The sequence below is a fragment of the Nocardioides sp. NPDC000445 genome (assembly GCF_040300245.1).
Lineage (GTDB): Bacteria > Actinomycetota > Actinomycetes > Propionibacteriales > Nocardioidaceae > Nocardioides.
In genome coordinates this window covers 172,958-197,852 of sequence record NZ_JBEPDH010000003.1, presented here as the reverse complement: position 1 = coordinate 197,852, position 24,895 = coordinate 172,958, and the positions used below count along the sequence as shown (strand labels likewise).

General features: G+C 69.5%; 25 protein-coding genes and 1 riboswitch. Of the genes, 15 read left to right on the top strand and 10 right to left on the bottom strand.

From position 1 onward, the window contains the following. Nucleotides 1-119 precede the first annotated feature (119 nt). On the top strand, nucleotides 120-497 hold the full coding sequence (locus ABT304_RS05490) for a hypothetical protein (protein WP_350713688.1): 378 nt from the start codon (nucleotides 120-122) through the stop codon (nucleotides 495-497). A 37-nt stretch (nucleotides 498-534) separates the two neighbouring features. On the opposite strand, the gene ABT304_RS05485 is transcribed toward ABT304_RS05490, so the two are convergent. The 5 genes from ABT304_RS05485 to ABT304_RS05465 all read right to left on the bottom strand — a co-directional run bounded on the left by ABT304_RS05485 (nucleotide 535) and on the right by ABT304_RS05465 (nucleotide 4,766). Then, nucleotides 535-972, bottom strand: a complete 438-nt coding sequence (locus tag ABT304_RS05485; protein ID WP_350713687.1) for a MarR family winged helix-turn-helix transcriptional regulator — start codon at nucleotides 970-972, stop codon at nucleotides 535-537. Then, complete coding sequence (locus ABT304_RS05480) at nucleotides 969-1,349, bottom strand: hypothetical protein (RefSeq protein WP_350713686.1); 381 nt, start codon at nucleotides 1,347-1,349, stop codon at nucleotides 969-971. Before ABT304_RS05480 ends, ABT304_RS05485 begins: the two co-directional genes overlap by 4 nt. A 50-nt stretch (nucleotides 1,350-1,399) precedes the next feature. Further along, on the bottom strand, nucleotides 1,400-2,734 hold the full coding sequence (locus tag ABT304_RS05475) for an HNH endonuclease signature motif containing protein (RefSeq protein WP_350713685.1): 1,335 nt from the start codon (nucleotides 2,732-2,734) through the stop codon (nucleotides 1,400-1,402). Nucleotides 2,735-2,942: 208 nt separating this feature from the next. After that, nucleotides 2,943-4,178, bottom strand: a complete 1,236-nt coding sequence (locus tag ABT304_RS05470) for an MFS transporter (protein ID WP_350713684.1) — start codon at nucleotides 4,176-4,178, stop codon at nucleotides 2,943-2,945. 3 nt (nucleotides 4,179-4,181) lie between these two features. Continuing rightward, on the bottom strand, nucleotides 4,182-4,766 hold the full coding sequence (locus ABT304_RS05465) for an ArsR/SmtB family transcription factor (protein WP_350713683.1): 585 nt from the start codon (nucleotides 4,764-4,766) through the stop codon (nucleotides 4,182-4,184). A 109-nt stretch (nucleotides 4,767-4,875) separates the two neighbouring features. Here ABT304_RS05465 and ABT304_RS05460 point away from each other — a divergent pair, with 109 nt between their 5' ends. Further along, nucleotides 4,876-6,225 carry an FAD/NAD(P)-binding protein gene (locus ABT304_RS05460; protein ID WP_350713682.1) on the top strand — a complete coding sequence of 450 codons (1,350 nt, stop codon included), beginning with the start codon at nucleotides 4,876-4,878 and terminating at the stop codon, nucleotides 6,223-6,225. 114 nt (nucleotides 6,226-6,339) lie between these two features. Here ABT304_RS05460 and ABT304_RS05455 read toward each other — a convergent pair whose 3' ends face one another. Next, entirely contained in the window at nucleotides 6,340-7,803 is a 1,464-nt protein-coding gene (locus ABT304_RS05455; protein WP_350713681.1) for a malate:quinone oxidoreductase, read from the bottom strand. A gap of 162 nt (nucleotides 7,804-7,965) precedes the next feature. On the opposite strand from ABT304_RS05455, the gene cds1 reads away from it, so the two are divergent. After that, nucleotides 7,966-9,066 (top strand): L-cysteine desulfhydrase Cds1, encoded by a 1,101-nt coding sequence (cds1, locus tag ABT304_RS05450; protein ID WP_350713680.1) that lies wholly within the window; start codon nucleotides 7,966-7,968, stop codon nucleotides 9,064-9,066. On the opposite strand, the gene ABT304_RS05445 is transcribed toward cds1, so the two are convergent. After that, the gene (locus ABT304_RS05445) at nucleotides 9,030-9,728 is read right to left on the bottom strand and encodes a YwaF family protein (protein WP_350713679.1); all 699 of its coding nucleotides are present in this window, start codon (nucleotides 9,726-9,728) and stop codon (nucleotides 9,030-9,032) included. The genes cds1 and ABT304_RS05445 overlap by 37 nt on opposite strands. Nucleotides 9,729-9,924: 196 nt before the next feature. Next, entirely contained in the window at nucleotides 9,925-10,710 is a 786-nt protein-coding gene (locus ABT304_RS05440) for a putative protein N(5)-glutamine methyltransferase (protein WP_350713678.1), read from the bottom strand. 16 nt (nucleotides 10,711-10,726) lie between these two features. Here ABT304_RS05440 and ABT304_RS05435 point away from each other — a divergent pair, with 16 nt between their 5' ends. Genes ABT304_RS05435 through ABT304_RS05425 form a run of 3 tightly spaced genes read left to right on the top strand, consistent with a single transcriptional unit; the run spans nucleotide 10,727 to nucleotide 12,542 of the window. Further along, the gene (locus ABT304_RS05435; RefSeq protein ID WP_350713677.1) at nucleotides 10,727-11,083 is read left to right on the top strand and encodes a hypothetical protein; all 357 of its coding nucleotides are present in this window, start codon (nucleotides 10,727-10,729) and stop codon (nucleotides 11,081-11,083) included. Then, entirely contained in the window at nucleotides 11,080-11,493 is a 414-nt protein-coding gene (locus ABT304_RS05430; RefSeq protein ID WP_160026365.1) for a hypothetical protein, read from the top strand. Before ABT304_RS05435 ends, ABT304_RS05430 begins: the two co-directional genes overlap by 4 nt. Next, nucleotides 11,490-12,542: an MBL fold metallo-hydrolase gene (locus ABT304_RS05425; RefSeq protein ID WP_350713676.1), complete on the top strand. Its 1,053-nt coding sequence runs from the start codon at nucleotides 11,490-11,492 to the stop codon at nucleotides 12,540-12,542. The genes ABT304_RS05430 and ABT304_RS05425 overlap by 4 nt, the downstream gene beginning before the upstream one ends. Here the strand turns inward: ABT304_RS05425 and ABT304_RS05420 are convergent. Beyond that, nucleotides 12,532-12,963 carry a GNAT family N-acetyltransferase gene (locus tag ABT304_RS05420; RefSeq protein ID WP_350713675.1) on the bottom strand — a complete coding sequence of 144 codons (432 nt, stop codon included), beginning with the start codon at nucleotides 12,961-12,963 and terminating at the stop codon, nucleotides 12,532-12,534. The genes ABT304_RS05425 and ABT304_RS05420 overlap by 11 nt on opposite strands. Nucleotides 12,964-12,993: 30 nt before the next feature. Next, a riboswitch (TPP riboswitch) is annotated at nucleotides 12,994-13,102 on the top strand. On the opposite strand from ABT304_RS05420, the gene ABT304_RS05415 reads away from it, so the two are divergent. The 6 genes from ABT304_RS05415 to ABT304_RS05390 all read left to right on the top strand — a co-directional run bounded on the left by ABT304_RS05415 (nucleotide 13,099) and on the right by ABT304_RS05390 (nucleotide 20,796). Further along, nucleotides 13,099-14,160, top strand: coding sequence for a thiamine ABC transporter substrate-binding protein (locus ABT304_RS05415; RefSeq protein ID WP_350713674.1), 1,062 nt, complete (start codon nucleotides 13,099-13,101; stop codon nucleotides 14,158-14,160). (Overlaps the previous riboswitch by 4 nt.) Continuing rightward, complete coding sequence (locus ABT304_RS05410) at nucleotides 14,157-15,815, top strand: ABC transporter permease (RefSeq protein WP_350713673.1); 1,659 nt, start codon at nucleotides 14,157-14,159, stop codon at nucleotides 15,813-15,815. The genes ABT304_RS05415 and ABT304_RS05410 overlap by 4 nt, the downstream gene beginning before the upstream one ends. Before the next feature lie 132 nt (nucleotides 15,816-15,947). Then, nucleotides 15,948-16,994, top strand: coding sequence for an ABC transporter ATP-binding protein (locus ABT304_RS05405; protein WP_350713672.1), 1,047 nt, complete (start codon nucleotides 15,948-15,950; stop codon nucleotides 16,992-16,994). Between the two features lie 11 nt (nucleotides 16,995-17,005). Beyond that, on the top strand, nucleotides 17,006-18,073 hold the full coding sequence (locus tag ABT304_RS05400; RefSeq protein WP_160026369.1) for a phosphatase PAP2 family protein: 1,068 nt from the start codon (nucleotides 17,006-17,008) through the stop codon (nucleotides 18,071-18,073). A gap of 31 nt (nucleotides 18,074-18,104) precedes the next feature. Beyond that, on the top strand, nucleotides 18,105-20,018 hold the full coding sequence (locus ABT304_RS05395) for an acyl-CoA dehydrogenase family protein (RefSeq protein WP_350713671.1): 1,914 nt from the start codon (nucleotides 18,105-18,107) through the stop codon (nucleotides 20,016-20,018). Nucleotides 20,019-20,244: 226 nt separating this feature from the next. Continuing rightward, the gene (locus tag ABT304_RS05390) at nucleotides 20,245-20,796 is read left to right on the top strand and encodes an AAA family ATPase (RefSeq protein WP_350713670.1); all 552 of its coding nucleotides are present in this window, start codon (nucleotides 20,245-20,247) and stop codon (nucleotides 20,794-20,796) included. A gap of 64 nt (nucleotides 20,797-20,860) precedes the next feature. Here the strand turns inward: ABT304_RS05390 and ABT304_RS05385 are convergent, their stop codons facing one another. Then, complete coding sequence (locus ABT304_RS05385) at nucleotides 20,861-21,352, bottom strand: inorganic diphosphatase (RefSeq protein WP_160026373.1); 492 nt, start codon at nucleotides 21,350-21,352, stop codon at nucleotides 20,861-20,863. Between the two features lie 86 nt (nucleotides 21,353-21,438). Here ABT304_RS05385 and dacB point away from each other — a divergent pair, with 86 nt between their 5' ends. Genes dacB through tilS form a run of 3 tightly spaced genes read left to right on the top strand, consistent with a single transcriptional unit; the run spans nucleotide 21,439 to nucleotide 24,886 of the window. Continuing rightward, nucleotides 21,439-22,818, top strand: coding sequence for a D-alanyl-D-alanine carboxypeptidase/D-alanyl-D-alanine endopeptidase (dacB, locus tag ABT304_RS05380; RefSeq protein ID WP_350713669.1), 1,380 nt, complete (start codon nucleotides 21,439-21,441; stop codon nucleotides 22,816-22,818). A gap of 38 nt (nucleotides 22,819-22,856) precedes the next feature. Beyond that, entirely contained in the window at nucleotides 22,857-23,906 is a 1,050-nt protein-coding gene (locus ABT304_RS05375; protein ID WP_350713668.1) for an Rv3626c family coenzyme F420 biosynthesis-associated protein, read from the top strand. Continuing rightward, the gene (tilS, locus tag ABT304_RS05370) at nucleotides 23,903-24,886 is read left to right on the top strand and encodes a tRNA lysidine(34) synthetase TilS (protein ID WP_350713667.1); all 984 of its coding nucleotides are present in this window, start codon (nucleotides 23,903-23,905) and stop codon (nucleotides 24,884-24,886) included. Before ABT304_RS05375 ends, tilS begins: the two co-directional genes overlap by 4 nt. The last annotated feature ends 9 nt before the right edge of the window (nucleotides 24,887-24,895 follow it).

Here is a 24,895-nt window from a genome sequence, read left to right as displayed (position 1 = left end):
GGGAGGGATGATAGGCCCGCTGCGTACGTCTTGTCCGGCGGGGTGGCGAATCGGGTCGCGCTGTTCGCTCCTGGCGGATCCAGCCACGTTTGTCGGTGCTCGCCGCTAGCGTGATGTTCATGAGGCGCCCGCATGAGAACGTCGCTACGGTCCTGGTGGACCCGCGCGTTCTGGGTGACATCGAGATCGAGCTGATGGCGCTCGACATGCCGCTGTGGCGGGTGTGCGCGGCTCCGATCGTGAAGGACGGGCAGCGGCTCGCGTTCCAGGTCCGCCACCGTCTGCTGATGTCCAAGCGCGGCGAGTGGGACTGCGCCAAGGACTGGGTCCCGGTCTGGATCGGCTTCGGCTCGAGCTGGGCGTTCCCCGGCGAGGCCATCCCGTGGCCGGCCCACAAGGCGCTGTGGACTCTCCTGGAGGGATACTCCGACCAGGTCCGCTACAACAAGCGGCTCGGCGGCATCCCGAGGATCCCACGGCTGCGGGAAGCCTGTTAGCTGTCGGAGGGTTGGACATCGGTGACGCCGGTGGCGATCACGCGTCCAGCGCGTAGGAGCGGTCCATGAGCTCGGTCATCGCCTTCTCGAAGTCGCGGCGTCTCTTCTCGCTCCAGCCTGTGGTCAGCTGGTCGAAGATCTCCTCCTGCCAGCGATGAGCCTGGTCGAGCATGGATCGGCCAGCGGGGGTGAGCGACGCTTCGCGTCGGCGGCCATCGGTCGTGGACGCCGTCATGATCAGATAGCCGGCCGCGGTGGCGCTCTTGATCAATCGTGAGGCTCCGCTCTGGTCGATCCCGATCTCGTGCGCGACCGCATTGACCGTTGCGGCTGCTCCGCGCTGGTTGAGATCCTGGACCGACTCGGTGACCAGCACAAGTCGCCCTTGGTCGACCCCGGTGTCTCGCGTCGCTGGGCGGCGCGACCAGTGACGTACGAAGCGGAACAGGACCTGGCCGCGGCCTTGGCTGGTCATTCTGATGCCGCCATCTCGCGGCAGATGTAGGCCAGCTCGAGAGCTGACTCGAGGTCCGGCAGGCGCAGCGCGGCGGTCACCTTCCCGCCAGAAGCACGGAAGACCGTGGCCACGCGCGTCGGTGCCTTGCTCTCCGGCCAGGTGGCGTCCTCCTCGACCACCATCAGGCGGTCGCTGATCGGATGCCATGACCGTGGGATCAGCTTGATGCCGGAACGGTCGACCCAGTCCGCGAACTGCGATGGCGTGATCGGGCCAGCGCCCTTCGGACCCAGGACGACGATCGGGTCACCTACCGCTCGTGCCGACCGTTCCGTATCCCCGTCATTGACACTCGTGTGCCACTCATTGATGGCTGCCTCAAGGGTCGACTCCATGCCCAAACTATATGCGATTTGCATGGATCTCTGGTCATGGGCACGCTGCTTCAGGCGGCGAGGGTGAGGGGTGGGTCGAGGTCGTTGCTGATGTCGATGGTGCCGACCGGGGTGACGAGGTACTCGTAGCCGTGGGGGCTGTGCCATCTGTAGGTGCCTGCTCGGATGCGTTGGTAGCGCCAGCCGTGGTGGGTCTTCATCCGGTGGTGTTGTCGGCACAGCGGGGTGAGGTTGCGGCTGCTGGTCGGGCCGCCGTCTGCGTACGCCACGCGGTGGTCGAGGTCGCAGTGCTCGGCGCGGGCTTCGCAGTACGGGAACGAGCACTTGTGGTGAAGCAGCTCGGCCTGGCGCCGCTGACGAGTGGTCGGGACGTAGCCCGCGGCTTCGATGTCCTCGGTGAGGTCGACCACGACGATCGGCTTGATCACGGTGCCCGGGGTGGTGGCCCACTGCTCGAGGCGTTCAATGGTGGCCAGGCCGCGGGTGTTGGCGAGGCGGACCAGGCCGGTGCCGGCCAGCTCGCGGGTGTCGGTGTGGACGACCAGTTCCACGACCCGGGCGGTTCCGGGGACGCCGTCGAGGGAGCCGGAGTTGTAGGCCCGCCCGAGGATCCCGAGTGCGGCCGCGCGTCGTACGTCCAGGCTCGCGGTCGCGTACGCATCCTCCCCAAGGAGGCCACGGGCGATCATCGTCACCGCCTGCTCCAGATCGAGAGCATCCGCGGCGTCGAGCACACCGTCGAGATACCCCAACGCGAGCACGGCTTGGCCTTGTTCGGCACCGGTGGCAACGAACGGGGTGGTCTCGGTGGTGGTGATGGTGACCGAACGGTGCTCGACCGCATCCGACTCCGCGACCGCAGCAGCGACATCGGGTTCGAACAGGGCGGCGGCCTGGGTGATCATCCGCTCTAGCTGCCGGGTCCCGACCTGATGGGCATACGGTCCGATCTGCTGGTCGACCCAGGCAGCGGCATCGGCATCGAGGTCCCTGGTCAGGTCGGCGATCCGACGGGCACGCCACGCCAGCAGGGACCCGTCCAGGATCCGCGCCCAGACGTGCTTGAGCCGGTAACGCAGCTCGACCGCGTCCCCGAGAAACCTCTTCCCCGCCTGGGTGGAGCGGCCCCACACGGCCGCGAACTCCACCGCCGCAGCCTCCGAGACCAGTGGTGCCCCGGGCCCGGCCAGGGGCAACATCCGGTCCCCGAAGGTGTCCCCGTCCAGCCGCGCGGACTCCTCCGCGGAGTCGACGGAATGCAGCGCCGCGAACCGTGCGGCGGCGATCAGCACGTCCCGGTCAGCCTGCTCCGCGACCGCCCGCGACGTACGCACCGCAGCCAGCAGGCCGCTGGTGGTGTCGTCGGGGTCGAGGAGTGCTTCCATGCCCCCGATTTTACCAATTTCATGCCCAGAAGAGAACGCTGTTTTCGCAGTTCAAGTGGCATATTTGCGCCATCTCGAGAGCCGTGTTTGGCGTGTTGCGCCACCCCTTCCGCGACCCCCTGAACCCGCGCTGTCAATGGCCGGCTCCCAACCCAATCCGAAGCCCGAAAGGGTCGGCGGCCAACGGCGCGGCAGCGAAAGACAGCACCTACGCAGCAACCATCTCCCGACGCCGCTCGATCTGCTTCCAGGTCGGGTCGATCGCGGGAAACATCGTGACCAAGAAGTACGCGACACCACACACGACGAGAGCAACGGTCAGACCGAAAGCCGAGACCAAGCCACCCCCGAGCAGCCCGCCGAGCGGCATCAGCCCCCACGCGAAGGCCGAGATCAGCGACATCACCCGACCGAGCACGTGGGCAGGGATCCGCTCGAACTGGATCGCTCCGAGGATCGGGTTGATGAACCCGCTGCTCGTCCCGCCGATCGCGAACACCACGAACACCACCCACAGCGGTGCCCCGAAGGCGATCACCAGGAACCGTGGGATCCCGGTGATGAGGAAGCAGACCAGGTACGTCGGGTAGCGGCGGATCCGGTCACCGAGCGCCGCGGCCACGGCCGATCCCACCGCGGAGAAGCCGGAGAAGGTGGCGAACAGCAGGCCGATCGTCTCGGGGCCGGCGTGCTGCTGGCCCCATACCGGCATCAGCACGCTGCTCCAGGCCAGGTCGATCAGGTTGGTCAGGGCGACCATGAACGCGATCCCGAGGAGCACCCGGTCACGGCGGAGGAAGTGCCAGCCCTCGGCGAGCTGAGCCCGGTAGGGCGTGGGGCGTGCGGGGTGCTCCTCGGGCTCCGGGCCACGGGCCCGCGCCAGCCCGGCGGTCGTCACGGCAAGCACCAGAGCACCGAGGGCGAACGAGGCGGCGTCGATGATGATCGCGTCGGTCGCGCCGACCAGGCCGATCAGCAGCCCCGCCGCGGCGGCGCCGAGCATCGAGGCGGTGCGCTCGACGAACGAGTGGAGCCCGGTGGCCCGCTCGGTCGGCACCCCGGCCGCCTCGACCAGCTGCGGGATCATCGACGACTTCGCCGAGTCACCGGGGCCGCGCAGCGCGCCGGCGAGGGCGACGAGCGCGAGCAGGATCGGGAAGTGCAGCAGGCCTGCGACGTACAGCAGGGGGATGAGGCCGACCACGACGGCCGAGCCGAGGTCGCAGGCGATCGCGACCCGGCGCGGGCCGATCCGGTCGATGATCGGGCCGCCGAAGATCTTGCTGAGCACCAGCGGTGTCATCTCGAAGAGCGCGATCAGACCGGCCTTGGCGGGACTGCCGGTCGTCTCGAGCACGAACCAGGGCAGCGCCAGCATCGAGATGCGGGTGCCGACCAGCGAGATGGTCTCGGCGGCGAGCCAGCCGTAGAGGGGGAGCTTCATGGCCTATCTCTCCTGGTCATCTCTCGTCTCGGTGCTGACGTGACCCGGCAGCGGGAAGACGTGGAACTGGAACATCACGGCCTCGCCCCCCGGCTCCTCCTCCAGGTCGTCGATGATCTTGTTGACCTGCTCCTCGACGCGTGAGGCCTGGGCGGGTGTCAGCCGGACGACGCGGTCGTTGAGACCGAAGGCCTCGCGCCACTCCTGGGGGAGAAGCGCCCGCTCCTCGATCGCCTCCTGGAGGCGCTGGGCGTAGATGGTGACGACCGTCTGCAGGTAGGCGTCGAGGGTCTCGCGGCCCTCGGGGGTGTCCGGTACGTCGCTGTCACCGGTCACGGTCGCCTGGTGAGCGGCCCTCCACCAGCGCTCCCGGGCGTTGCCGCGGCTCTCATCGTCCTCGATGAAGCCGTGCTGTGCGAGCTGCCGGAGGTGGTAGGACGTCGCGCCGGAATTGATGCCGAGCCGGGCGGCCAACGTGGTCGCCGTCGCCGGTCCGTCGACGCGGAGGATCCCGAGCATGCGTACGCGCACAGGGTGGGTGAGGGCCTTGAGCTGGTCGACTCCGGGGACGATCTCACGTGCTGCCATGGGTCCACCGTAGACTGCAAAGAGATCTTTGCAAATAGATTTTTGCGGTTCGTCTGTAAATCGAGTAACCCGGTGAACAAAGCCTGGATAACGCAGCTACCCTGTCCGGGTGACGACAGACGCCGCGCCGGCCACGCCGACCCCCACCACCACGGTGGCGATCATCGGGGGAGGAGCCAGCGGAACGCTGACCGCGATCAACCTGCTCCGCCGCGGTGCTTCGGTGACGCTGTTCGAGTCGCGCGGAGAGCCCGGCTACGGAGTGGCCTACTCGACCACTGACGGCCGCCATCTCCTCAACGTCAGGGCCAACAACATGTCGGGCTTCCCCGACGACCGTGACGACCTGCTCGACTGGGCGGCCGAGGCCGGCATCGAGCTCGGCCCGATCGACTTCCTGCCCCGGCGCGACTACGCGCGCTATCTGCGCGACCGGCTCGCTCACGCGGCGGAGGCCGGTACCGGCACGCTGGAGACGGTCGGCGAGACGGTCATCGACGTCGAGCCGGTCGGCGCCGGTTTCCGGGTGCTGACCGGCGACGACGAAGGACATGTCGCCGACGCCGTCGTCCTCGCCTACGGCAACCCGCCACCCCAGCCGCTGGCCGGACTGCCCGAGGCGCCCTGGAACCTGTCGGACCCCTGGGACGTGGCCCGGATCAGCGCCCTGCCCGTCGACGCGACCGTACTCGTCGTCGGCACCGGCCTGACCGCCGTCGACACCACCGTCACGCTCCTCGACGACTCCCCGGAGCGCCGGGTGATCATGGTGAGCCGGCACGGCCTGGTCCCCAACCCCCACGTCGACGACCAGTTCACCTCCTGGGTGACCCCGATCCCCGACGGCCCGCTGACCGCCGACGGCATCGCCTCGCTCGTACGCGAGCAGATCGAGCACGCGGCCGGTCTCGGCGTCGACTGGCGTGCCGTCATCGACGGCCTCCGCGGCCCGACCCAGTCGATCTGGCGCCGCCTGCCCGAGCCGGAGCGCCGTCGCTTCCGCGAGGTCTACGCTCGCGAGTGGGAGGTACGTCGGCACCGCATGGCCCCGCGCATCGCCGCCCTCCTCGACGCCTACCGGGCCGAGGGACGCCTGGAGATCCTCGGCGGCGGAGTGCTCGGCTGCCGGACCTCTGCCGAGCGGCCGGTCGTCTCCCTGGCCGACGGCGACCGCGAGGTCACCGCGGCGATCAACTGCACCGGCCCCTCACCCGACATCACCCGCACCGACAACCCGCTCCTGCTCGCGCTCCAGAAGCGCGGCCTGATCGCCCCTGACCCGCTGCGCCTCGGCATCGACGTCACCGAGGACGGCCACGTCATCGGAGCAGACGGCAGCGTCGTACCCAATCTTCTGACCGTCGGCCCGCCCTGCAAGGGCGCGCTCTACGAGGCCACCGCCATCCCCGAGATCCGGGGCCAAGCAGCGGCAGTAGCCGCCCACCTCACCGCCGAGTAGTCGCTCCCGTCGGCCGAGACGTCACTTACGTCGGCCGAGCGGGCATGGTGCTGACGCCTCGGCCGACCGTAGTGACGCTTCGGCCGACGCGGGTGACGCTTCGGCTGGGGTCGGTCAGCCGAGGTGGAGTTGGCGGTCGGTGCGCGCGAAGGTCTCGGCGGCGAGCTCGGGGTCGGCGCTGAGCTCCGGACCGGTGGCCGGGATCATCGTCTTGAGCTGGGGCTGCCAGCCGTCCCAACGGTCGGGGAAGCAGCGGCGCAGGACGTTGAGCATGATCGCCGGGGCGGTCGAGGCTCCCGGGGAGGCGCCGAGCAGGCCGGCGATGGTGCCGTCCTCGGCGGTGATGACCTCGGTGCCGAACTGGAGTACGCCGTCGGGGCGGATGACCTGCACCCGCTGGCCGGCGATGACCCGGTCCCAGTCCTTGCGGTCGGCGGCGGGGAAGAAGTCGAGGAGGTCGTCGAACTTCTTGCGCGGCGAGCGCAGCAGCTCCTTGACCAGGTAGACGGTGAGATCCATGTTGGTCAGCCCGGCCCGCAGCATCGGCAGCAGGTTGTGGGGCCGCACCGAGAGGAACAGGTCGGTGAGCGATCCGGTCTTGAGGAAGCGGGGGCTCCACCCGGCGTACGGACCGAACATCAGGTGCGTCTTGCCCTCGACATAACGCGTGTCGAGGTGGGGCACCGACATCGGCGGAGCACCGACGGCGGCCTTGCCGTAGGCCTTGGCGCGGTGCTGGGCGACGAGCTCCGGCTTGGACGTACGCAGGAACTCACCCGAGACGGGGAAGCCGCCGAAGCCACGGATCTCCCGGATCGCGGCCTTCTGCAGCAGCGGAAGCGCGTAGCCGCCGGCGCCGACGAAGACGAAGCGGGAACGCAGGTGGTACTTCCCGGTCTCGTTGCGGCCGTAGACGTGCCAGAAGCCGTCCATGGTCTGGTGCAGGTCGGTGACCTCGGAGCCCGTCTCCAGGTCGGCGCCCTTGTCCACCAGGGTGCGGGTCAGGATCGAGGTGAGCGAGCCGAAGTCGACGTCGGTGCCGGCGTTGGTCCAGGTGGCCGCGATCGGCTCGTCGGCGAGCGCCTTGGCCGAGCGGCCCTCGAGCAGCAGCGGCGCCCAGCCCTTGATGACCTCGGGGTCCTCGCTGAACTCCATCCCGCTGAAGAGCGGGTGGACCGAGAGCGCCTCGTAGCGCTTGCGGAGGTAGTCGACGTTCTCGGCGCCCCACACGAAGGACATGTGCGGCACGGTGTGGATGAACTTGTCCGGGTTCGGGATGCGGCCGTTCTCGACCAGGAAGGACCACAGCTGACGGGAGAGCTGGAACTGCTCGTTGACGTTGATCGCCTTGGAGATGTCGACCGAGCCGTCGGCGTTCTGCGGGCTGTAGTTGAGCTCGCACAGCGCGGAGTGACCGGTGCCGGCGTTGTTCCATGGGCCGGAGGACTCGGCGGCGGTTGAGTCGAGCCGCTCGATCAGCTTGATGGACCAGCTGGGCTCGAGCTCCTGGAGGAGCACGCCCAGGGTGGCGCTCATGATGCCGCCGCCGATCAGCACTACGTCAAGAGGTTCGTCCACAGGTCTTTTGTCTCGCTTTTGGGGCCGCAATGGTTAATCGGGGTCCTTAGATCGGTCTAACTTGTGGGCAACTTCACTGCCCGGACCCGATCGTGTTTCGGTCTGTCATTGTGGCTCACCGCACATGCTGGGGACAGATCAGGGTGGAGTTACGCTCGGCCGGTGCCTCGCCTCTCTGACTCTCATCGCGCCTGGATCGACGAAGCCGTACGCCGCGTCGAGGCCGACGCGCAGCGCTCGGCCGACACCCATCTGCACGTCGTTCCGCTCCCGGTCCGCGAGGGTGCGAGCAGCGGTGTCGACCTCTACCTGAAGGACGAGTCGGTTCATCCCACCGGCTCGCTGAAGCACCGCCTCGCCCGGTCGCTGTTCCTCTACGCGGTCTGCAACGGCTGGCTCCACGAGGGCTCGACGGTGGTCGAGGCCTCCTCGGGATCCACCGCGGTCTCGGAGGCCTACTTCGCCGGGCTCCTCGGGCTGCCGTTCGTCGCGGTCATGCCGCGCTCGACCTCGGAGGAGAAGGTGCGCCTGATCGAGTGGCACGGCGGCCGCTGCCACTTCGTCGACCGCGCACCCGACATGTACGCCGAGGCCGAGCGCCTCGCCCGCGAGTGCGGCGGCCACTACATGGACCAGTTCACCTACGCCGAGCGGGCGACCGACTGGCGTGGCAACAACAACATCGCCGAGTCGATCTTCGACCAGATGTCGCAGGAGCGACACCCGGTGCCGACGTGGATCGTCGTCTCGGCCGGCACCGGCGGCACCTCGGCGACGATCGGCCGCTACCTCCACTACCGCCGTCACCCCACCAAGCTGATGGTCGCCGACCCGGAGAACTCCGCCTTCTACGGCGGCTGGGAGACGGACACCTCCGACTACGCCACCGGCATGCCGTCGCGCATCGAGGGGATCGGCCGGCCGCGGGTCGAGCCGTCCTTCGTCGGCGGGGTCGTCGACGACATGGTCCAGGTCCCCGACGCGGCGTCGATCGCGACGATGCGCTGGCTCTCGGCCCGGATGGGCCGCTCGGTCGGCCCCTCGACGGGCACCAACGTGTGGGCATCGCTGGGTGTCGTACGCGAGATGTCCGAGGCCGGCACCGAGGGCAGCGTCGTCTCGCTGCTGTGCGACTCCGGGGAGCGCTACCGCTCGTCCTACTACGACGACGGCTGGGTGAGCGAGAAGGGCATCGACCTGGCGCCGTACGCCTCGGCTCTCGCCGACTACGAGCGCACCGGCGTCCTCGTCGACCCGTCCTGACGGGCCCAGATCCGCAGTCCCAGCGTGACCAGCGCCCACACGCCGGCGACGATCAGGATCTCGTTGAGGACGTAGACCGGCCACGGCCCCAGCAGGTCGAGCATCGAGCCCGACTCCGGCTTGTAGCGCAGGTAGCCGTAGTTGGCGTCGAGGGCGAGGTTGAGGACGTACGCCACCGCGGCCCATGCCGCGGTGGTCGCGACCGCCCAGCCGTAGTCGCGCCACCGGGGTAGCAGCTTGAGCCCGAAGACCAGGTAGACCGCGGCGGTCACGATCATCAGGTGCTGGCCCCAGAAGGTGAAGTAGCTGACGTCCGGGAAGTCCATCACGTCCGGGGTGAAGACGCCTTGCGTGGTCAGCGTGAGGCCCCAGAAGCACGTCAGCGCGATCGGGTAGGGATGGTGGGTCCACAGCGCGAACGCCGCCGCGACCCACGCCAGGTCGCACAGGTGGATCGGCAGATCGATGAAGAGATCGAAGTCGGTGACCCATTCGTGGGCCTGCAGCGGGATCGTCGTCAGCGGGATCGCGAGCGCGAACCCTCGTGAGAATCTCGACGGCTCCGGGTCGGCCCGCTGCCGCCTGCCCAGCCAGACGACGGCCACGATCCCTGCTGTGAGCAGGGACAACGGCACCAGGTGCGCCAGACCGTAAGCCTGCATGACGGAAGTCTGACGGGATTCTCGAAAAAATTCTTCCCAACTCGCGTCATGGTTCCGCGGCTGGCCCGTTTCACCGGCGAGAAGGTCGTCCGCCGGTGGGGGGTGGACGAACTTTCAAGGTGGCGGTCCCTCTGAATGCACACTGCGGGGGTGGTGTGCAATCAGAGGGACGCCTCGCTTTTCAGGCCATCGTCTTTCAGGCCATCGTCCCCGTCACCGCGGTCGCGTAGAGGTCCTCGTCGTGATGGATCTCCGCGACCAGCCCCTGCTCCCGCATCAGGCTCGCGGTGACCGGCGCCTGCTCCTGGCCGGACTCGATGACGAGTACGCCGCCGGGGGCCAGATGCTTCGGAGCCTGCTCGATCACGCGGCGCTGCACGTCGAGTCCGTCCGCGCCGCCGTCGAGGGCCACGTGGTGCTCGTGGTCGCGCGCCTCGGGCGGCATGTTGCGGATCTGGTCGCTGGGCACGTACGGGGCGTTGGCCACGATCACGTCGAGCTCGAGGTCGTGGGGGAGCGGGTCGTAGAGGTCGCCGAGGAGCACCTGGCTCGGGGGCAGATTCTGCCGAGCGCACTCGACTGCCGCCGGGTCGATGTCGGTGGCCCAGACCTCCGCGTCCGGGAGACGTGCCGCGATGGCGGCGCCCAGCGCTCCGGTCCCGCAGCCGAGGTCGAGAACCCTGCGGATCGCGCCTCGCCCGGCCGACCCTACGGCGAGGTCCACCATCAGCGCCGAGCGCTGCCGGGGCACGAACACCCCCGGCGCGACCCGGATCCGGAGCCCGCAGAACTCTGCCCAGCCCAGGATGAGCTCCAGCGGCTCGCCGGCCACGCGGCGTACGACCATCTCCTCCCGCTCCTGGGCGGAGACCGGGGCGGACTCGAGCAGCGCGGCCTCGTCCTCGGCGAAGACGCAGCCGGCGGCGCGGAGACGGGCGACGAGCCCAGGATCGGGGGCTGGGCCACGGGAGGCAGAGGTCATTGGAGAAGATTGGCACGTGGACGCCGTGACCCTGATCGGATTTATCGTGGCCGGGTATGCCGCGTTCGTGACGATCGCGGCCGCGCTCGGCGTGGTGCTGAAGGCGCCCCGGCCGAAGTGGCTGGACCAGGTGGCGTGGATGCTGGAGCTCCTGGCGGTCGTGCTCGCGATCGGCGCGCTGGCGGCCTGGTCGGGCGGACGCAAGCCGGAGTCGCTGTCGACCTTCCTGGGCTACCTCGGCGCGCTGGTGTGCCTGATGCCGCTGGCGCTGCAGACGATGCGTACGGACCGCTCGACCTGGTCCTCGGGCGTGATCGCGGCGGCGGCCCTGGCGACGGGCGTCGTGGCCGTACGCGTCATGATGGTCCGGTGACCGCGACCTCACCTGCCAAGACTCGTTCCGGTCCGCACCTGGTGCTGCTGACCGTCTACGCGATCTTCGTGCTCGCCGCGGGCGCCCGGTCGCTGGTGCAGGTCTTCACCGACTTCGACGAGGCCCCGATCGCCTACTCGCTCTCGGTGGTGGCCGCGGCGACGTACGTCGCGGGCTGGTTCGCGATCCGCCGAGCCGCCAACGGGTCGGCGGGCTTCGCGAAGATCATGCTGTGGATCGAGCTGGCCGGTGTCATCGTGGTCGGTGTCCTGTCCTTGGCCGTGCCGTCCTGGTTCCCGGACGACTCGGTATGGTCGAAGTTCGGGAGCGGATACGGATTCGTTCCCGCCCTGTTGCCGATCCTGGGTCTGCTCTGGCTCTGGAGAGGTCGACCCGAAGGAGACCGATGAGTCAGTCGACAGCCACCGCCATCTCGCCTGACTCGGGGGAGCACTGGTCCGCTCCGGGAGCGTGGACGGTCGCCGACGGCGTACACCGGATCCCGCTGCCGCTGCCGATGGACGGGCTCAAGGCGGTCAACATCTACGTCCTCGAGGGAGACGACGGGCTCTCGCTGGTCGATGGCGGCTGGGCGATCACCGAGGGCCGCTCTGCGCTGGAGAACGGCCTGAAGAGGCTCGGCTTCGAGTTCGGTGACATCCGGCGCTTCCTCGTCACCCACGTGCACCGTGACCACTACACGCTCGCCTCGGTGCTCGGTCAGGAGTTCGGCGCGGACGTGCTGCTCGGCGCCGGCGACCGGCCGACCCTCGAGCTCACCAACGGCGACCTCGACGGCTGGGTCTCGACCGATCGGCTGCTCGCCCACGCCGGTGCGCACGAGCTGGCCGCGAAGTGGGCGGCCAACCCGCCGCCGGCACCCGATCTGTCCCACTGGCGGATGCCTTCTCGGTGGTTGGAAGGCGACGTACGCCTCGACGTGGCCGGCCGCGACCTCGATGCCGTGCACACCCCTGGTCACACCCAGGGCCACTACGTCTACGCCGACCTGGCCGGCTCGGTCCTGTTCGCCGGCGACCACGTGCTGCCCACGATCACGCCGTCGATCGGGTTCGAGCCGGTGCCGGTCATCGACCCGCTGGGCGACTTCATGGCGTCGCTGACCAAGGTCCGCACCCTCCCCGACCTGCGCCTTCTCCCCGCCCACGGCCCCGTCGCCTCGTCGTCGCACGCCCGCGTCGACGAGCTCCTGGCCCATCACGAGTCCCGCCTCGCCCAGTCGCTGGCGTCCCTGCAGGCAGGGAGGCGCTCTGCGCTCGAGGTCGCCAACGACCTCGGCTGGACCCGCCACGAGCGTGCCTTCGCCGAACTCGACTACTTCAACGCCGGCCTCGCGGTCATGGAGACCAAGGCCCACCTCGAGCTGTTGGCCGCCCGCGGTCAGGCCACTCGTGAGGAGACCGAGACCAGCGTGCTGTTCGCCCCCGTCAGCGGGTGAGGCGCATCGGGGTGTGGGGGATGCCGTCCTCGAGGAACTCCTCGCCGTCCTTGACGAACCCGAGCTTGGCGTACCAGCCGGCCAGCGGCGTCTGAGCGTCGAGGACGATGTCGCGGTGGGGGACGGCCTCGATGGCGGCTCTCATGATGACGTCGGAGAGGCCTTTCCCGCGGTGGGAGGGGGCGAGGACGACGCGGCCGATCCGCCACACGTCGCCGTCGTCGAGGATGCGGGCGGTGCCGGCGAGCTGGCCGCCGTCGCTCAGCACCACGTGACGCGTTCCGGGCTCGAGGTCGCGGCCGTCCAGATCGGGGTACGGGCAGTCCTGCTCGACGATGAAGACGTCCTGGCGCAGCCGCCACAGGGCGTACGCGGTCGTCGGGGAGAGGTCGTCGAAGGACGAGATGGCGACGTCGGTCATGGGTCGATTCTGGCAAGCAGTAGTGTTGCCGGGAACAGACAGGGGAGGCCGGGAGGCCTGAGAGTGCGGCGAACAGCGCCGCAGACCCTCCGAACCTGCTCCGGTTGATACCGGCGAAGGGAGTCAGAAATGCGCATGCGTACGCCTGCCATCGCTGCCACTGCTATCTCGGCTCTGCTGCTGTCCGCGTGCGGGGGCAGCCCTGCCGAGCCGGACGCCGAGCCCTCGAGCGGCTCCGACGACAAGACCGTCGTGCTGCTGACCCACGACAGCTTCACGCTGCCGAAGGAGGTGCTGGCCGAGTTCACCGAAAAGACCGGCTACACCGCCGAGATCCGGCACGCGGGCGACGGTGGCGAGCTGACCACCAAGATCGCCATGGACACCGGCAACCCCGACGGTGACGCGGTCTTCGGCGTCGACAACACCTTCGCCAGCCGCGCGATCGACCAGGGCGCGCTGGAGGCCTACACGCCGGAGACGGTCCCGGCCGGGGTCGACGAGTTCAACCTCCCGGGCGACGAGAAGCACTTCCTCACCCCGGTCGACAACGGCAGCGTGTGCGTCAACATCGACACCGAGTGGTTCGCGGCCAAGAAGCTGACGCCGCCGGAGACGCTCGACGACCTGGCCGAGCCTGCGTACAAGGATCTCTTCGTGACCCCCGGCGCGGCGACGTCGACGCCGGGCATGGCGTTCCTGCTGGCGACCGTGGCCGAGTACGGCGAGGACGGCTGGGCCGACTACTGGGGCAAGCTGATGGACAACGGCACCAAGGTCGTCGACGGCTGGGACCAGGCCTACTACTCCGACTTCACCCAGGGCGGCGGCAAGGGGACGCGACCGATCGTCGTGTCGTACGACTCCTCGCCGGCCTTCACCGTCAAGGACGGCAAGACGACGACCAAGGCGCTGCTGGACACCTGCTTCCGACAGGTCGAGTACGCCGGCGTGCTCGAGGGCGCCGACCACCCCGAGGGCGCCAAGGCGCTGATCGACTTCATGCTCTCCGACAGCGTGCAGGGGGCACTGCCGGAGAGCATGTACGTCTTCCCCGTCTCCTCCGGCGTCGAGCTGCCCGCCGACTGGGCGAAGTTCGCCCAGCAGCCCACCTCGCCGCTCTCCGTCGAGCCCGAGGAGATCGACGAGAACCGGGAAGCGTGGCTGGCGACCTGGAGTGACACGATCGCGCAGTGAGCTCCACCCGTCGTGCTGTGATCCGGCGAATCGGGACCCTGGTCGCGCTCGCCGCTCTCCCGGTGGCCGTGCTGGCGGTCTTCTTCGTCCTGCCGGTCACCGGGATGGTGCAGCGCGGCCTGTTCTTCGAGGGATCCTTCGATCCGTCGGTCGTGTCCAGGATCGTGGGGCGCCCGGAGATCCAGCGGGCGCTCTGGTTCACGCTGTGGTCCTCGGGGCTGGCGACGGTGCTGAGCGTCGCGCTCGGGCTGCCGGCTGCGTACGCGCTCTATCGGCTGAGCTTTCCGATGCAGCGGTTCATCCGGGCGGGGCTGCTGGTGCCGTTCGTGCTCCCCACCGTCGTCGTCGGGGTCGCCTTCCGTGAGCTCATCGGCGAGGCCGGGCTGTTGGCCGGGCTGGGGCTCGACGGGACGCCGACCGCGATCATCCTCGGGCTGGTCTTCTTCAACGCCTCGGTGGTGATCCGGGCGGTCGGGGCGGCCTGGGAGTCGCTCGACCCGCGTCCCGGGGAGGCCGCTGCCGCGCTGGGCGCCTCGCCTTCTCGGGTCCTGTTGACGATCACCCTGCCGGCGCTGCGTCCCGCGATCGTCTCGGCGGCGTCGGTCGTCTTCCTCTTCTGCGCGACCGCGTTCGGGATCGTGCTCACCCTCGGCGGGGTGCGCTACAACAGCATCGAGACCGAGATCTACAAGCTGACCTTCACCCTGTTCGACCTTCCCGGTGCCGCGGTGCTGTCGGTTCTCCAGCTGGTGGTCGTCATCGGGCTGCTGGTCGTGGCCGGCCGACTGCGATCGGTCCCGGATCCCGCGCAGTCCCGGGTCGTCGTACGCCGGCGGCGGGTCTCGCTGCGCGACATCCCGGCCCTGTTGTCGACGTCGGTGCTGGTCCTGCTGGTCGCCGGGCCGCTGCTCGCCCTGCTGCTCGGATCGCTGCGAGACGATGACCGGTGGAGTCTCCGGAACTACACGGCCCTGCAGACTCCCGGGTTCGACCCTCCGCTGCCGGTGCCGGCCACGACCGCGCTGATGACCTCGCTGGCGGTCGCGGTGCAGGCATCGTTGGTAGCACTGACCCTCGGGCTGCTGGTGGCGTTCGCGGTGACGCGTCGGTCCCGTTCGGTGGCCGAGCGGCGGGTACGTTCCGTCCTGGACGGGCTGTTCATGGTGCCGCTCGGGGTCAGCGCCGTCACGCTGGGGCTCGGGCTCTACCTGACTCTCGGGTCGGACCCGCTCGACTTCCGCGACGAGCCGTGGCTGGTGCCGCTGGCGCAGGCGCTGGTCGCGTTGCCCCTGGTTGCGAGGACGTTGGTGCCGGTCCTGGGGTCGGTCGACGACCGTCTCCGGCAGGCCGCCGCCGGACTCGGGGCCGGGCCGTTGCGCGCGGTCATGACCGTGGACGTACCCGCCATCTGGAAGCCGCTCCTCGCCTCCTCCGGGTTCGCCTTCGCGGCGTCGCTGGGGGAGTTCGGCGCGACCTCCTTCCTCGTCCGCGAGGAGCGCCCCACCCTCCCTGTCGTCATCCTCCGGTTGCTGTCCCGCCCGGGCTCGGACAACTACGGCATGGCCCTCGCCGCCGCATGCGTCCTCGCCGCCGCCACCGCCGTCGTGATGCTCCTCGTCGAGCGTCTCCGCGTCCCTTCGATCGGAGCACTGTGAACCGTCGAGAAGTCACCCCCGTCGGCCGAGACGTCACTCGCGTCGGCCGAGACGTCACGGCTGTGCCCTCTCGGCCGACGTACGTGACGCCTCGGCCGACGGGGTTGACGCCTCGGCAGGATCGAGGTTGCGATGCTGTCGCTGCGTGAGGTGTCGGTGGCGTACGACGGGAAGGCTGCCGTCACGGACGTCAGCCTGGAGCTGGCGGACGGCGAGGTGCTGGCGCTGCTCGGGCCGTCGGGGTCGGGGAAGTCGACGCTGCTGCGGGCCGTGGCCGGACTGGAGCCGGCGACGGGGGAGATCAGCTGGGACGGGCGCCCGCTGCGCGGGGTGCCGACGCACAAGCGTGGCTTCGCGCTGATGTTCCAGGACGGGCAGCTGTTCTCGCACCTCAGCGTCGCGAACAACGTCGCCTACGCGATGCGGTTGCGCCGGATCCCGGCCGCCGACCGTACGAGGAGGGTCGCCGACCTGCTCGAGCTCGTCGGCCTGGGCGGCTACCAGGACCGACTGCCGGGCACACTGAGCGGCGGCGAGCGGCAGCGGGTCGCGCTCGCGCGTGCGCTCGCCGTCGAACCGCGGCTGCTGCTCCTCGACGAGCCGCTCTCCGCGCTCGACGCCGGGCTGCGGGAACGGCTCGCGGGCGACCTGCGACGGATCCTGCACGAGGCGGGCACCACCGCGCTGATGGTCACCCACGACCAGGAGGAGGCCTTCGCGGTCGCCGATCGGATCGCGCTCCTGCGCGACGGTCACCTGGTGCAGGCGGGGACCCTGCGGGAGGTGTGGGCGAGGCCGACGGACACCTGGGCCGCCCTGTTCCTGGGGTACGCCCGCGTGCTCGAGGGGCCGGCGGCGTACACGGTCCTGAAGGCCGCCGGGCTGGCACCGGCCGGAGCGGTCGCGCTCCGCCGCTCGGCCTTCGTCGCCGATCCGGCCGGCCCGCTCACCGGCACCGTGGTCTCGGCCAGGGCCACGCCGGAGCAGCACCGGCTCGTCGTACGTCTCGACGAGGTCGGTGAGGTCGATGCCGTCGCCGACTCGGCGCCGGCGCCGGGGGAGTCGGTCAGGCTACGGGTGGAGCCGAACCGGCTGGCCGTTCCGGAATCTGTTGTCCCCGAATCGTGCGCCCAGGAATCGTGCGCCCAGGAATCGGCAGAGCAGCCACCCGCCATTTAAACTTAGCGGCTATGTATCGTCGCGCTCAGATCTTCCTCGTCAGTAGCGCGCTGATCTTCGGCCTGATCGCAGTCGTTACCGCGCAGATCGTCGACAAGCGCATGCTCGACCCGGAGGGCTTCCTCGGACCGTCCTGGCTCCGCCTTCCCCTCCTCGTCGGAGCTGCCCTCCTCGTCGACCTCGTGCCACGTACGCTGTGGAAGTCCAAGTTCAAGTGGAAGGACATGGGCCCGATCTTCAAGGAGCGGGTCCGCACCCACTGGACCCGTGAGCGGCTGACGCTCGTGGCGTTGGGCATCGTCTGCTTCTACCTGGTCTACGTCTGCTACCGGAACCTCAAGTCGTTCCTGCCGTTCGTGGTGCCGGAGACCTATGAGTTCGACCACGAGCTGCACCTGATCGACAAGGCGGTGCTCTTCGGTGCCGACCCGGCGATCCTGCTCCACGACCTCCTCGGCACCGGCTGGGTGGCCTGGTTCCTCTCCTACATCTACATGTGGTTCCTGCCGCTGGTGCCGTTCGCGGTCGCCGCGTGGCTGGTCTGGTCGCGCAACCTGGCCTACGGCTACTGGTTCGTCGCCTCGCAGTGCATCGCCTGGATCCTCGGCACGGTCTCCTACTACTGCCTGCCGACGGTCGGGCCGGGCCTGCAGTACCCCTATCTCTACGCCGACCTGCCCGAGACACCGGCGAGCACACTCATGGAGTCGCTGGTCTTCACCCGGCAGCACGTCCTCTTCGACGTCGACGCCAACGTGGTGCAGTCGGTCGGTGGCTTCGCCTCGCTGCACTGCGGCATCACCCTGCTGGTGGCGCTGATGATCCACGCCACGATCGACAACAAGATCGCCCGCTGGGCCGGCTGGATCAACTTCGGGATCACCGTCGTGGCGACCGTCTACTTCGGCTGGCACTACCTCGCCGACGACATCGCGGGCTGCATGATCGCGCTCGTCGCCTACTACTTCGGTGGCCTCGCGGCCGGCCAGAAGTTCCAGCGCAAGGGTGTGCGACGGCTCGTCCCGGAGTCCGACGAGATCGCCGAACGAGAGGCGAAGGTCGCCCACGAGCTGACCTGATCCGGGACCCGTCTCGGCTTAAGGTGGCGGTGTGACCGCCATCGATGCAGCCTCACTGACCGCACTTCTCGACGGGCGATACGCGGGAGTCCGGGAGGACGTACGCAAGTCCCTGATCGAGCGCGCCGACTTCCTCGACGAGGTCGAGGAACTGTCCCGGCCCGAGTATCGCGAACGCGTACGGGAGGTGCTCCTCGACGTCTCCGCGACCGGTCTGACCGGGCTCGGGTTCCCGAAGGAGTACGGCGGGGGCGGTGACGTCGGCGCCTCCATCGCCGCCTTCGAGGAGATGGCCGGCGGCGACCTGTCGCTGCTGGTGAAGTCCGGGGTGCAGTTCGGGCTCTTCGGCGGGGCCATCCTCCAGCTGGGGACGGCCCGCCACCACGACCGCTACCTCGCCGACATCGTCTCCGGGCGCCTGCTCGGCTGCTTCGCGATGACCGAGCACGGCCACGGGTCCAACGTGGCCGCGGTGGCGACCGTGGCCACCTACGACCCGGATGCGCGGGAGTTCGTCATCGAGACGACCCGGGAGGACGCGTACAAGGACTACATCGGTAACGCCGCGGCCCATGGTGAGCTCGCCGTCGTCTTCGCCCAGCTCGTGGTCGGCGGCGAGGAGCGCGGGGTGCACGCGTTCGTGGTGCCGATCCGGGTCGACGGGGAGCCCGCGCCCGGGGTCAGGATCGCGGACGACGGACCCAAGATGGGGCTCAACGGCGTCGACAACGGACGGCTGTGGTTCACGGGCGTGCGGGTGCCGCGTACGTCTCTCCTGAACCGCTTCGCGGACGTCACCGAGGCCGGCGAGTACGTCTCCGAGATCGAGTCGGCCGGACGGCGCTTCTTCACCATGCTCGGCACGCTCGTGCAGGGACGCGTCTCGGTCGGCGGCGCCGCGATCCGGGCCTCGGAGGTCGCGCTGACGATCGCCGTCCGCTACGCGCTGCGGCGCCGGCAGTTCGAGGCGTCGGCGGACGCCGAGGAGTCGCTGCTCCTCGACTACGGCCAGCATCAGCGGCGCCTGCTGCCGCTGGTCGCGCGGACCTATGCGCTGCGCTTCGCGCAGGAGGTCGTACGCGACGACCTGCACGACGTCTTCTCCGGCGTGACGACCTCCGAGCACGCCCGGCGCGAGCTCGAGTCGCGAGCCGCCGGCACGAAAGCCCTGGCGACCTGGCACGCGACCCGGACGATCCAGGAGTGCCGCGAGGCATGCGGCGGGGCGGGCTACCTGGCCGCCAACCGGTTCGCGGCCCTGAAGGCCGACACCGACGTCTTCACGACCTTCGAGGGCGACAACACGGTGCTGCTGCAGCTGGTCGCCAAGGGGCTGCTCACCGGCTACTCCAGCGAGTTCGAGGAGATGGACCAGCTCGATCTCGTACGCTTCGTGGCCGGTCTCGCCGTCGAGACGGTCCTGGAGCGCACCGCCGTGCACAAGCTGCTCGAGCGGGTCCGCGACGTCGTACCGATCGCCGGGGAGCGCGAGCCGGACATCCTCGACTCCGACTACCACCTGGCGATGCTGCGCTTCCGTGAGGAGCACATGCTCGCCGGCGTCGCCCGGCGGCTCCAGTCCGGGGTCAAGGCCGGGCGCTCTCCGGGCGAGGTGTTCTCGATGGTGCAGGACCACGTCATCGGGGTCGCTCACGCGCACGTCGAGCGGCTGATCCACGAGGCGTTCCGGGAGAAGGTCCGGGTGCTCCCCGAGGGTCCCGTACGCGACCTGATGGACCTCCTCTGCGACCTCAGCGCCCTCTCGGTCATCGAGGCCGACCGCGCCTGGTTCATGGAGCACGGCCGCCTCTCATCCGAGCGCTCCAAGGCCATCACCGCCGAGGTCAACCGCCTCTGCCGCCAGCTGCGCCCGGACGCGCGGCTGCTCGTCGACGGCTTCGGTGTGCCGGAGGAGCTGCTGCGGTCGAAGGACCTGCTCGGCTGAGGCGGGGCGGCAAGGTCAAGTACGGAAAGCTGCTCAGGCCCGGCCAGTCGCCCAGCGACGCGCTGTTCGAGGAGAAGCGACGCGAGGACGAGATCCGAGAGATCACCGGCTACGGGTGCGTGCGCGTCATCTGGGTCGACCTGGACACTCCGCAGCGGACGCTGGCCCGCTTCGAGTCCCGCATGCGGGTCGCCAGCTGAACAACGACGGGTGGTTGACTTGCCACGTGGCCAGGCTGATCCTCATCAACGGAATGCCCGGGGTAGGAAAGTCGACGCTCGCCAGGCGCTTCGCGGCCGACCACCGCGGCACGCTGGTCTGCGACATCGATCTGTTGCGCACCTTCGTCAGCGGGTGGAGAGAGGACTTCATCGGTGCCGGTGCACGGATCCGGCCAGCGGCGCTGGGGCTGATCCGTGGTTACCTCAGCGAGTCCGGCGACGTCGTGCTTCCACAGCTGTTCGCCAGAGTCAGTGAGCTGCAACGTTTCGAGAGGGCGGCGCACGACGTCGGCGCCGAGTTCGTCGAGGTCATGCTCGAGACCGTCGAAAGCGACGCGCTACGCCGTTTTCACGGACGCGATGACGGCAGCGACCCCTGGCATCCGATCGTGAGAGAGATCGTGGCGGAGTCCGGTGGCGACGAGCACCTCCGTGCGTACGCTGCCAAGCTCGCCGACCTGGTGGCCCAACGCCCCGCGACGAAGGTCGTCCCGACTGTCGCGGGCGAGGTGGACGCGACGTACGACTCCTTGCGCGCCGCGCTGGCTGAATGCTGACCGAGTTACCTCGGTCAACATTCGCGCGCCCGGACCGAGTTCCTCGGTCAGCAGGCGACAAACCTCAGTGAGCGGTGTTCTTGAACCGGTCGATGGACGCGGCGATCTCCGACTCCGCAGCAGCCTTGCCGACCCAGTCGGAGCCCTTGACGGACTTGCCGGGCTCGAGGTCCTTGTAGTGCTCGAAGAAGTGCTTGATCTCGTTGAGCGTCCACTCGTCGACATCCGCGAGGTCCTGGATGTGGTCGAAGCGGGGGTCGCAGGGGACGCAGAGGACCTTCTCGTCCTGGCCCTGCTCGTCCTCCATGACGTACATCGCGACAGCCCGGGCCTCGACCAGCACACCTGGGAAGAGCGGGTAGGGGGTGAGCACCAGCGCGTCGAGCGGGTCACCATCCCCACCGAGGGTGTCCTCGATGTAGCCGTAGTCTGCGGGGTACATCATGGAGGTGAACAGCACGCGGTCGAGTCGAAGCCGGTTCGACTCGTGGTCCACCTCGTACTTGTTGCGGGATCCCTTGGGGACCTCGATCAGTACGTCGAACTCCTGCGTCACTTCTCTGCCTCCAGACAAACCCAAAAACGGAATGCCGGACAGTCTGACACCGATCTGCGTCGGATCCGGCATCGAGGAGGATATCCGTGGAGCCCGACACCCCGCCGAAGTGGCCATCAGAGGAGCCCGAGGAGAGCCGCGGAAAGCTCGTGGTCGTGCTGCCGCTGGTGCTCGCGCTGCTGGTGGGAGTCGCGGCTGCGGCGTACGCCTTGGGGTGGGTCCGCTATGCGCGCGGCAACGTCGCGCCGACGCCTCCGCCGGCCGCGCTGAGCATCGCCGCGGTCAGTCCAGCAGCGGTCGCGGGCCAGCAGACCAGAGCTCCGGGAAAGCCTGATCAGGCCGCGCTGGAGCAGGTGATGCGGGAGATGGTCGGCGACAAGCGGCTCGGCAAGCACCTCAAGGCGGCGATCGCGCCGCTCGAGGGCGCACCGCTGGTGACCCACGGCAGCGGGGCCGCGACCCCGGCGAGCGTCACGAAGGTGCTGACCAGCGTGGCGGTGCTGGAGGCGTACGGCCCGGAGCGCCGCTTCGAGACCAGCACCACGCTCCAGGGGAGCACCGTCACCCTCGTCGGCGGAGGTGACGCATCTCTCACCACCAGCGACCTCGACGAGCTCGCTGCGGAGACGGCGCGGGAGCTCGGCACCACCAAGTCGGTGACCCTCGCCTTCGACGACACCCTCTTCGGCGGCCCGACCCTGAGCCCCACCTGGCGACGCACCTATCTGGGTGAGGAGGTCGGTGGGATCACCGCGCTGCTGGTCGACCACGGCGGCTCCCAGTCGACCGGCTACAGCCGAGATCCGTCCGTGCAGGCCGCCGAGCAGTTCAAGAAGGCCCTGGTCAAGCACGGGATCAAGGTGAACGGCAAGCCCGCGCGGGGGACGAAGGCCGGCACCCAGCTCGCCGTACGTCAGGGCGACACCCTGCGCGAGATCGTCGAATACACCCTGCAGCACAGCGACAACCAGCTCGCCGAGGTGCTCGCCCGCCAGGTCGGCCTCGCCGCGGGAACCCCGACGTTCGACGGCTCCACCGCGGCGATCACGGCCACCCTGAAGGAGCTCGGCATCGACACCACCGGACTGGTCCTCCGCGACGGCTCCGGCCTCTCCCGGCAGAACCAGATCCCGCCGACGCTGCTGGTGAGCACGCTCCAGACCGCCGCCAGCCCCAACCGCCCCGAGCTCGCCCCGGCGATGACCGGCCTTCCGGTCGCAGGCTGGGTCGGCTCGCTCTCGCGGCGGTTCAACTTCGACGCCGAGCCGGGTCGCGGCCGCGTCAGGGCGAAGACCGGCACCCTCACCGGCGTCTCCGGGCTCTCCGGCATAGCGATCGACGCCCGCGGCACGCCGTTCGTCGTCGTACTCATGGCCGACGGGTTCAAGCCCGAGCAGACCCTGGACGTACGCGACGCCCTCGACGACGCGATCACGGCGGTCGCGACGTGTCGATGCTCGGCTTAGGGCCGCCTGCATAGGTCCGGTCGGCTACGGTCGTACGCATGACCCATCGTGCTGAGGACCCCGCCCCGTCCGGAGCGACCATGGTCGACTGGGACCTGGCCGTACGCCTCGGTGCGACGGTCGGTGGAGATGGCCCGATCGTCTCGCGCAGCGAGGCCCAGCACGCCGTCGAGGAGCTGCGCGCGGACGCCGCCAAGGCGACCGAGTTCGTACGCGCCTTCACCGGTCTGGACGCGCCGCGTGACACGGCGCCGGTCCTGGTGGTGGACAGAAGGGGCTGGATCCAGGCCAACGCCGACACCTTCGCCCACGTGATCTCGCCGGTCGTCGACCGGATCACCGCGAAGCGCACCCCGGGCGCCCTCACCCAGGCAGTCGGCTCCAAGATCAGCGCGGCCGAGGTCGGCGGCCTGCTCGGTTTCATGTCCTCGAAGATCCTCGGCCAGTTCGACCCGTTCTACGGGCCGTCGGGCCGGCTGCTGCTGGTCGCGCCGAACGCCGTCCACGTCGAGCGCGAGCTCGGCCTGGACCCGACCGACTTCCGGCTGTGGGTCTGCCTCCACGAGGAAACCCACCGGGTCCAGTTCACCGCCAGCTCGTGGATGCGCGACCACCTCTTCGCCCAGATCGAGGGCCTCTCCGAAGCGATGGACCCGGCCTCGCTCTTCGACGGCGGGCTGCAGCGCGTCACCGAGGCGCTCAAGGGCAACGGCAGCATCGTGGACGCGTTCGCCAAGCCCGAGCAGAAGGAGATCATCGACCGGGTCACCGGGATGATGTCGCTGCTCGAGGGCCACGCCGACGTGGTCATGGACGACGTCGGCCCCGGCGTGATCCCGAGCGTCACCACGATCCGCAAGGCCTTCAACAAGCGCCGCCAGGGCATCGGCGTCCTCGACCGCCTGCTGCGCCGCCTGCTCGGGCTGGAGGCCAAGATGGCCCAGTACCGCGACGGCGCGAAGTTCGTACGCCACGTGGTCGACCGGGTCGGCATGGACGAGTTCAACGCCGTCTTCGCCGGCCCCGAGAACCTCCCGTCGAAGGCCGAGATCGTCGAGCCGGACACCTGGGTGACCCGGGTCCTGTGAGCCTGCACCCCTCCCTCGCAGCGGTACGCCGTCCGGTCCGCGCGACGCTCGAGCGGCTCGAGCCGGGCGAGAAGGTGATGGTGGCCTGCTCCGGGGGAGCGGACTCGCTGGCGCTGGCCTCGGCCGCGGTCTTCGAGGGCCACAAGCTCGGCCTGCACATCATCGGCGCGACCGTCGACCACGGGCTGCAGGACGGCAGCCAGGCACAGGCCGCGAAGGTCGTGGGTCAGCTCGCCGAGATGGGCGTCGACGAGACCGTGACCGCGACGGTGGAGGTCAAGGCCGACGGTGAGGGTCCCGAGGCCGCGGCGCGGCAGGCCCGCTACGCGGTCCTCGACCAGCTCGCCGAGCGCCTCGGCGCGAGCGTGATCCTGCTCGGGCACACCCGCGACGACCAGGCCGAGACCGTGCTGCTGGGCCTGACCCGGGGCTCGGGCGCGCGCAGCCTCTCCGGGATGCGCGCCAGCTTCGACCGCTATCGCCGTCCGCTCCTGGCGACGACCAGGATCGACACCGAGACCGCCTGCCAGATCGAGGGCCTCGACGTCTGGCAGGACCCGCACAACCGCGACTTCGCCTACACCCGCGCGCGCATCCGCCACCGGGTCCTGCCCACGCTCGAGGAGGACCTCGGCCCGGGCGTCACCGAGGCCCTGGCGAGAACGGCCGAGCAGCTGCGCGAGGACGCCGACTTCATCGACGACATCGCCGAGGCGATGCACCGCGAGCTCGGCGGATCCCTCCCGGTCGAGACCCTCGCCGGGTATCCGTCCGCCGTCCGCACCAGAGTCCTCCGGATCGCGGCGATCGACGCCGGCAGCCCGCCGGCGGAGCTGACCCGTGAGCACGTCAAGGCCGTCGACGAGCTGGTCACCGGCTGGCGCGGCCAGCGTTGGATCGACCTTCCAGGACACCTGCGCGCGAGGCGTACGGACGGTCGGATCGTCTTCGAATCGGGACCGTTCACACCGAGCGCTTAGAGTGACGGA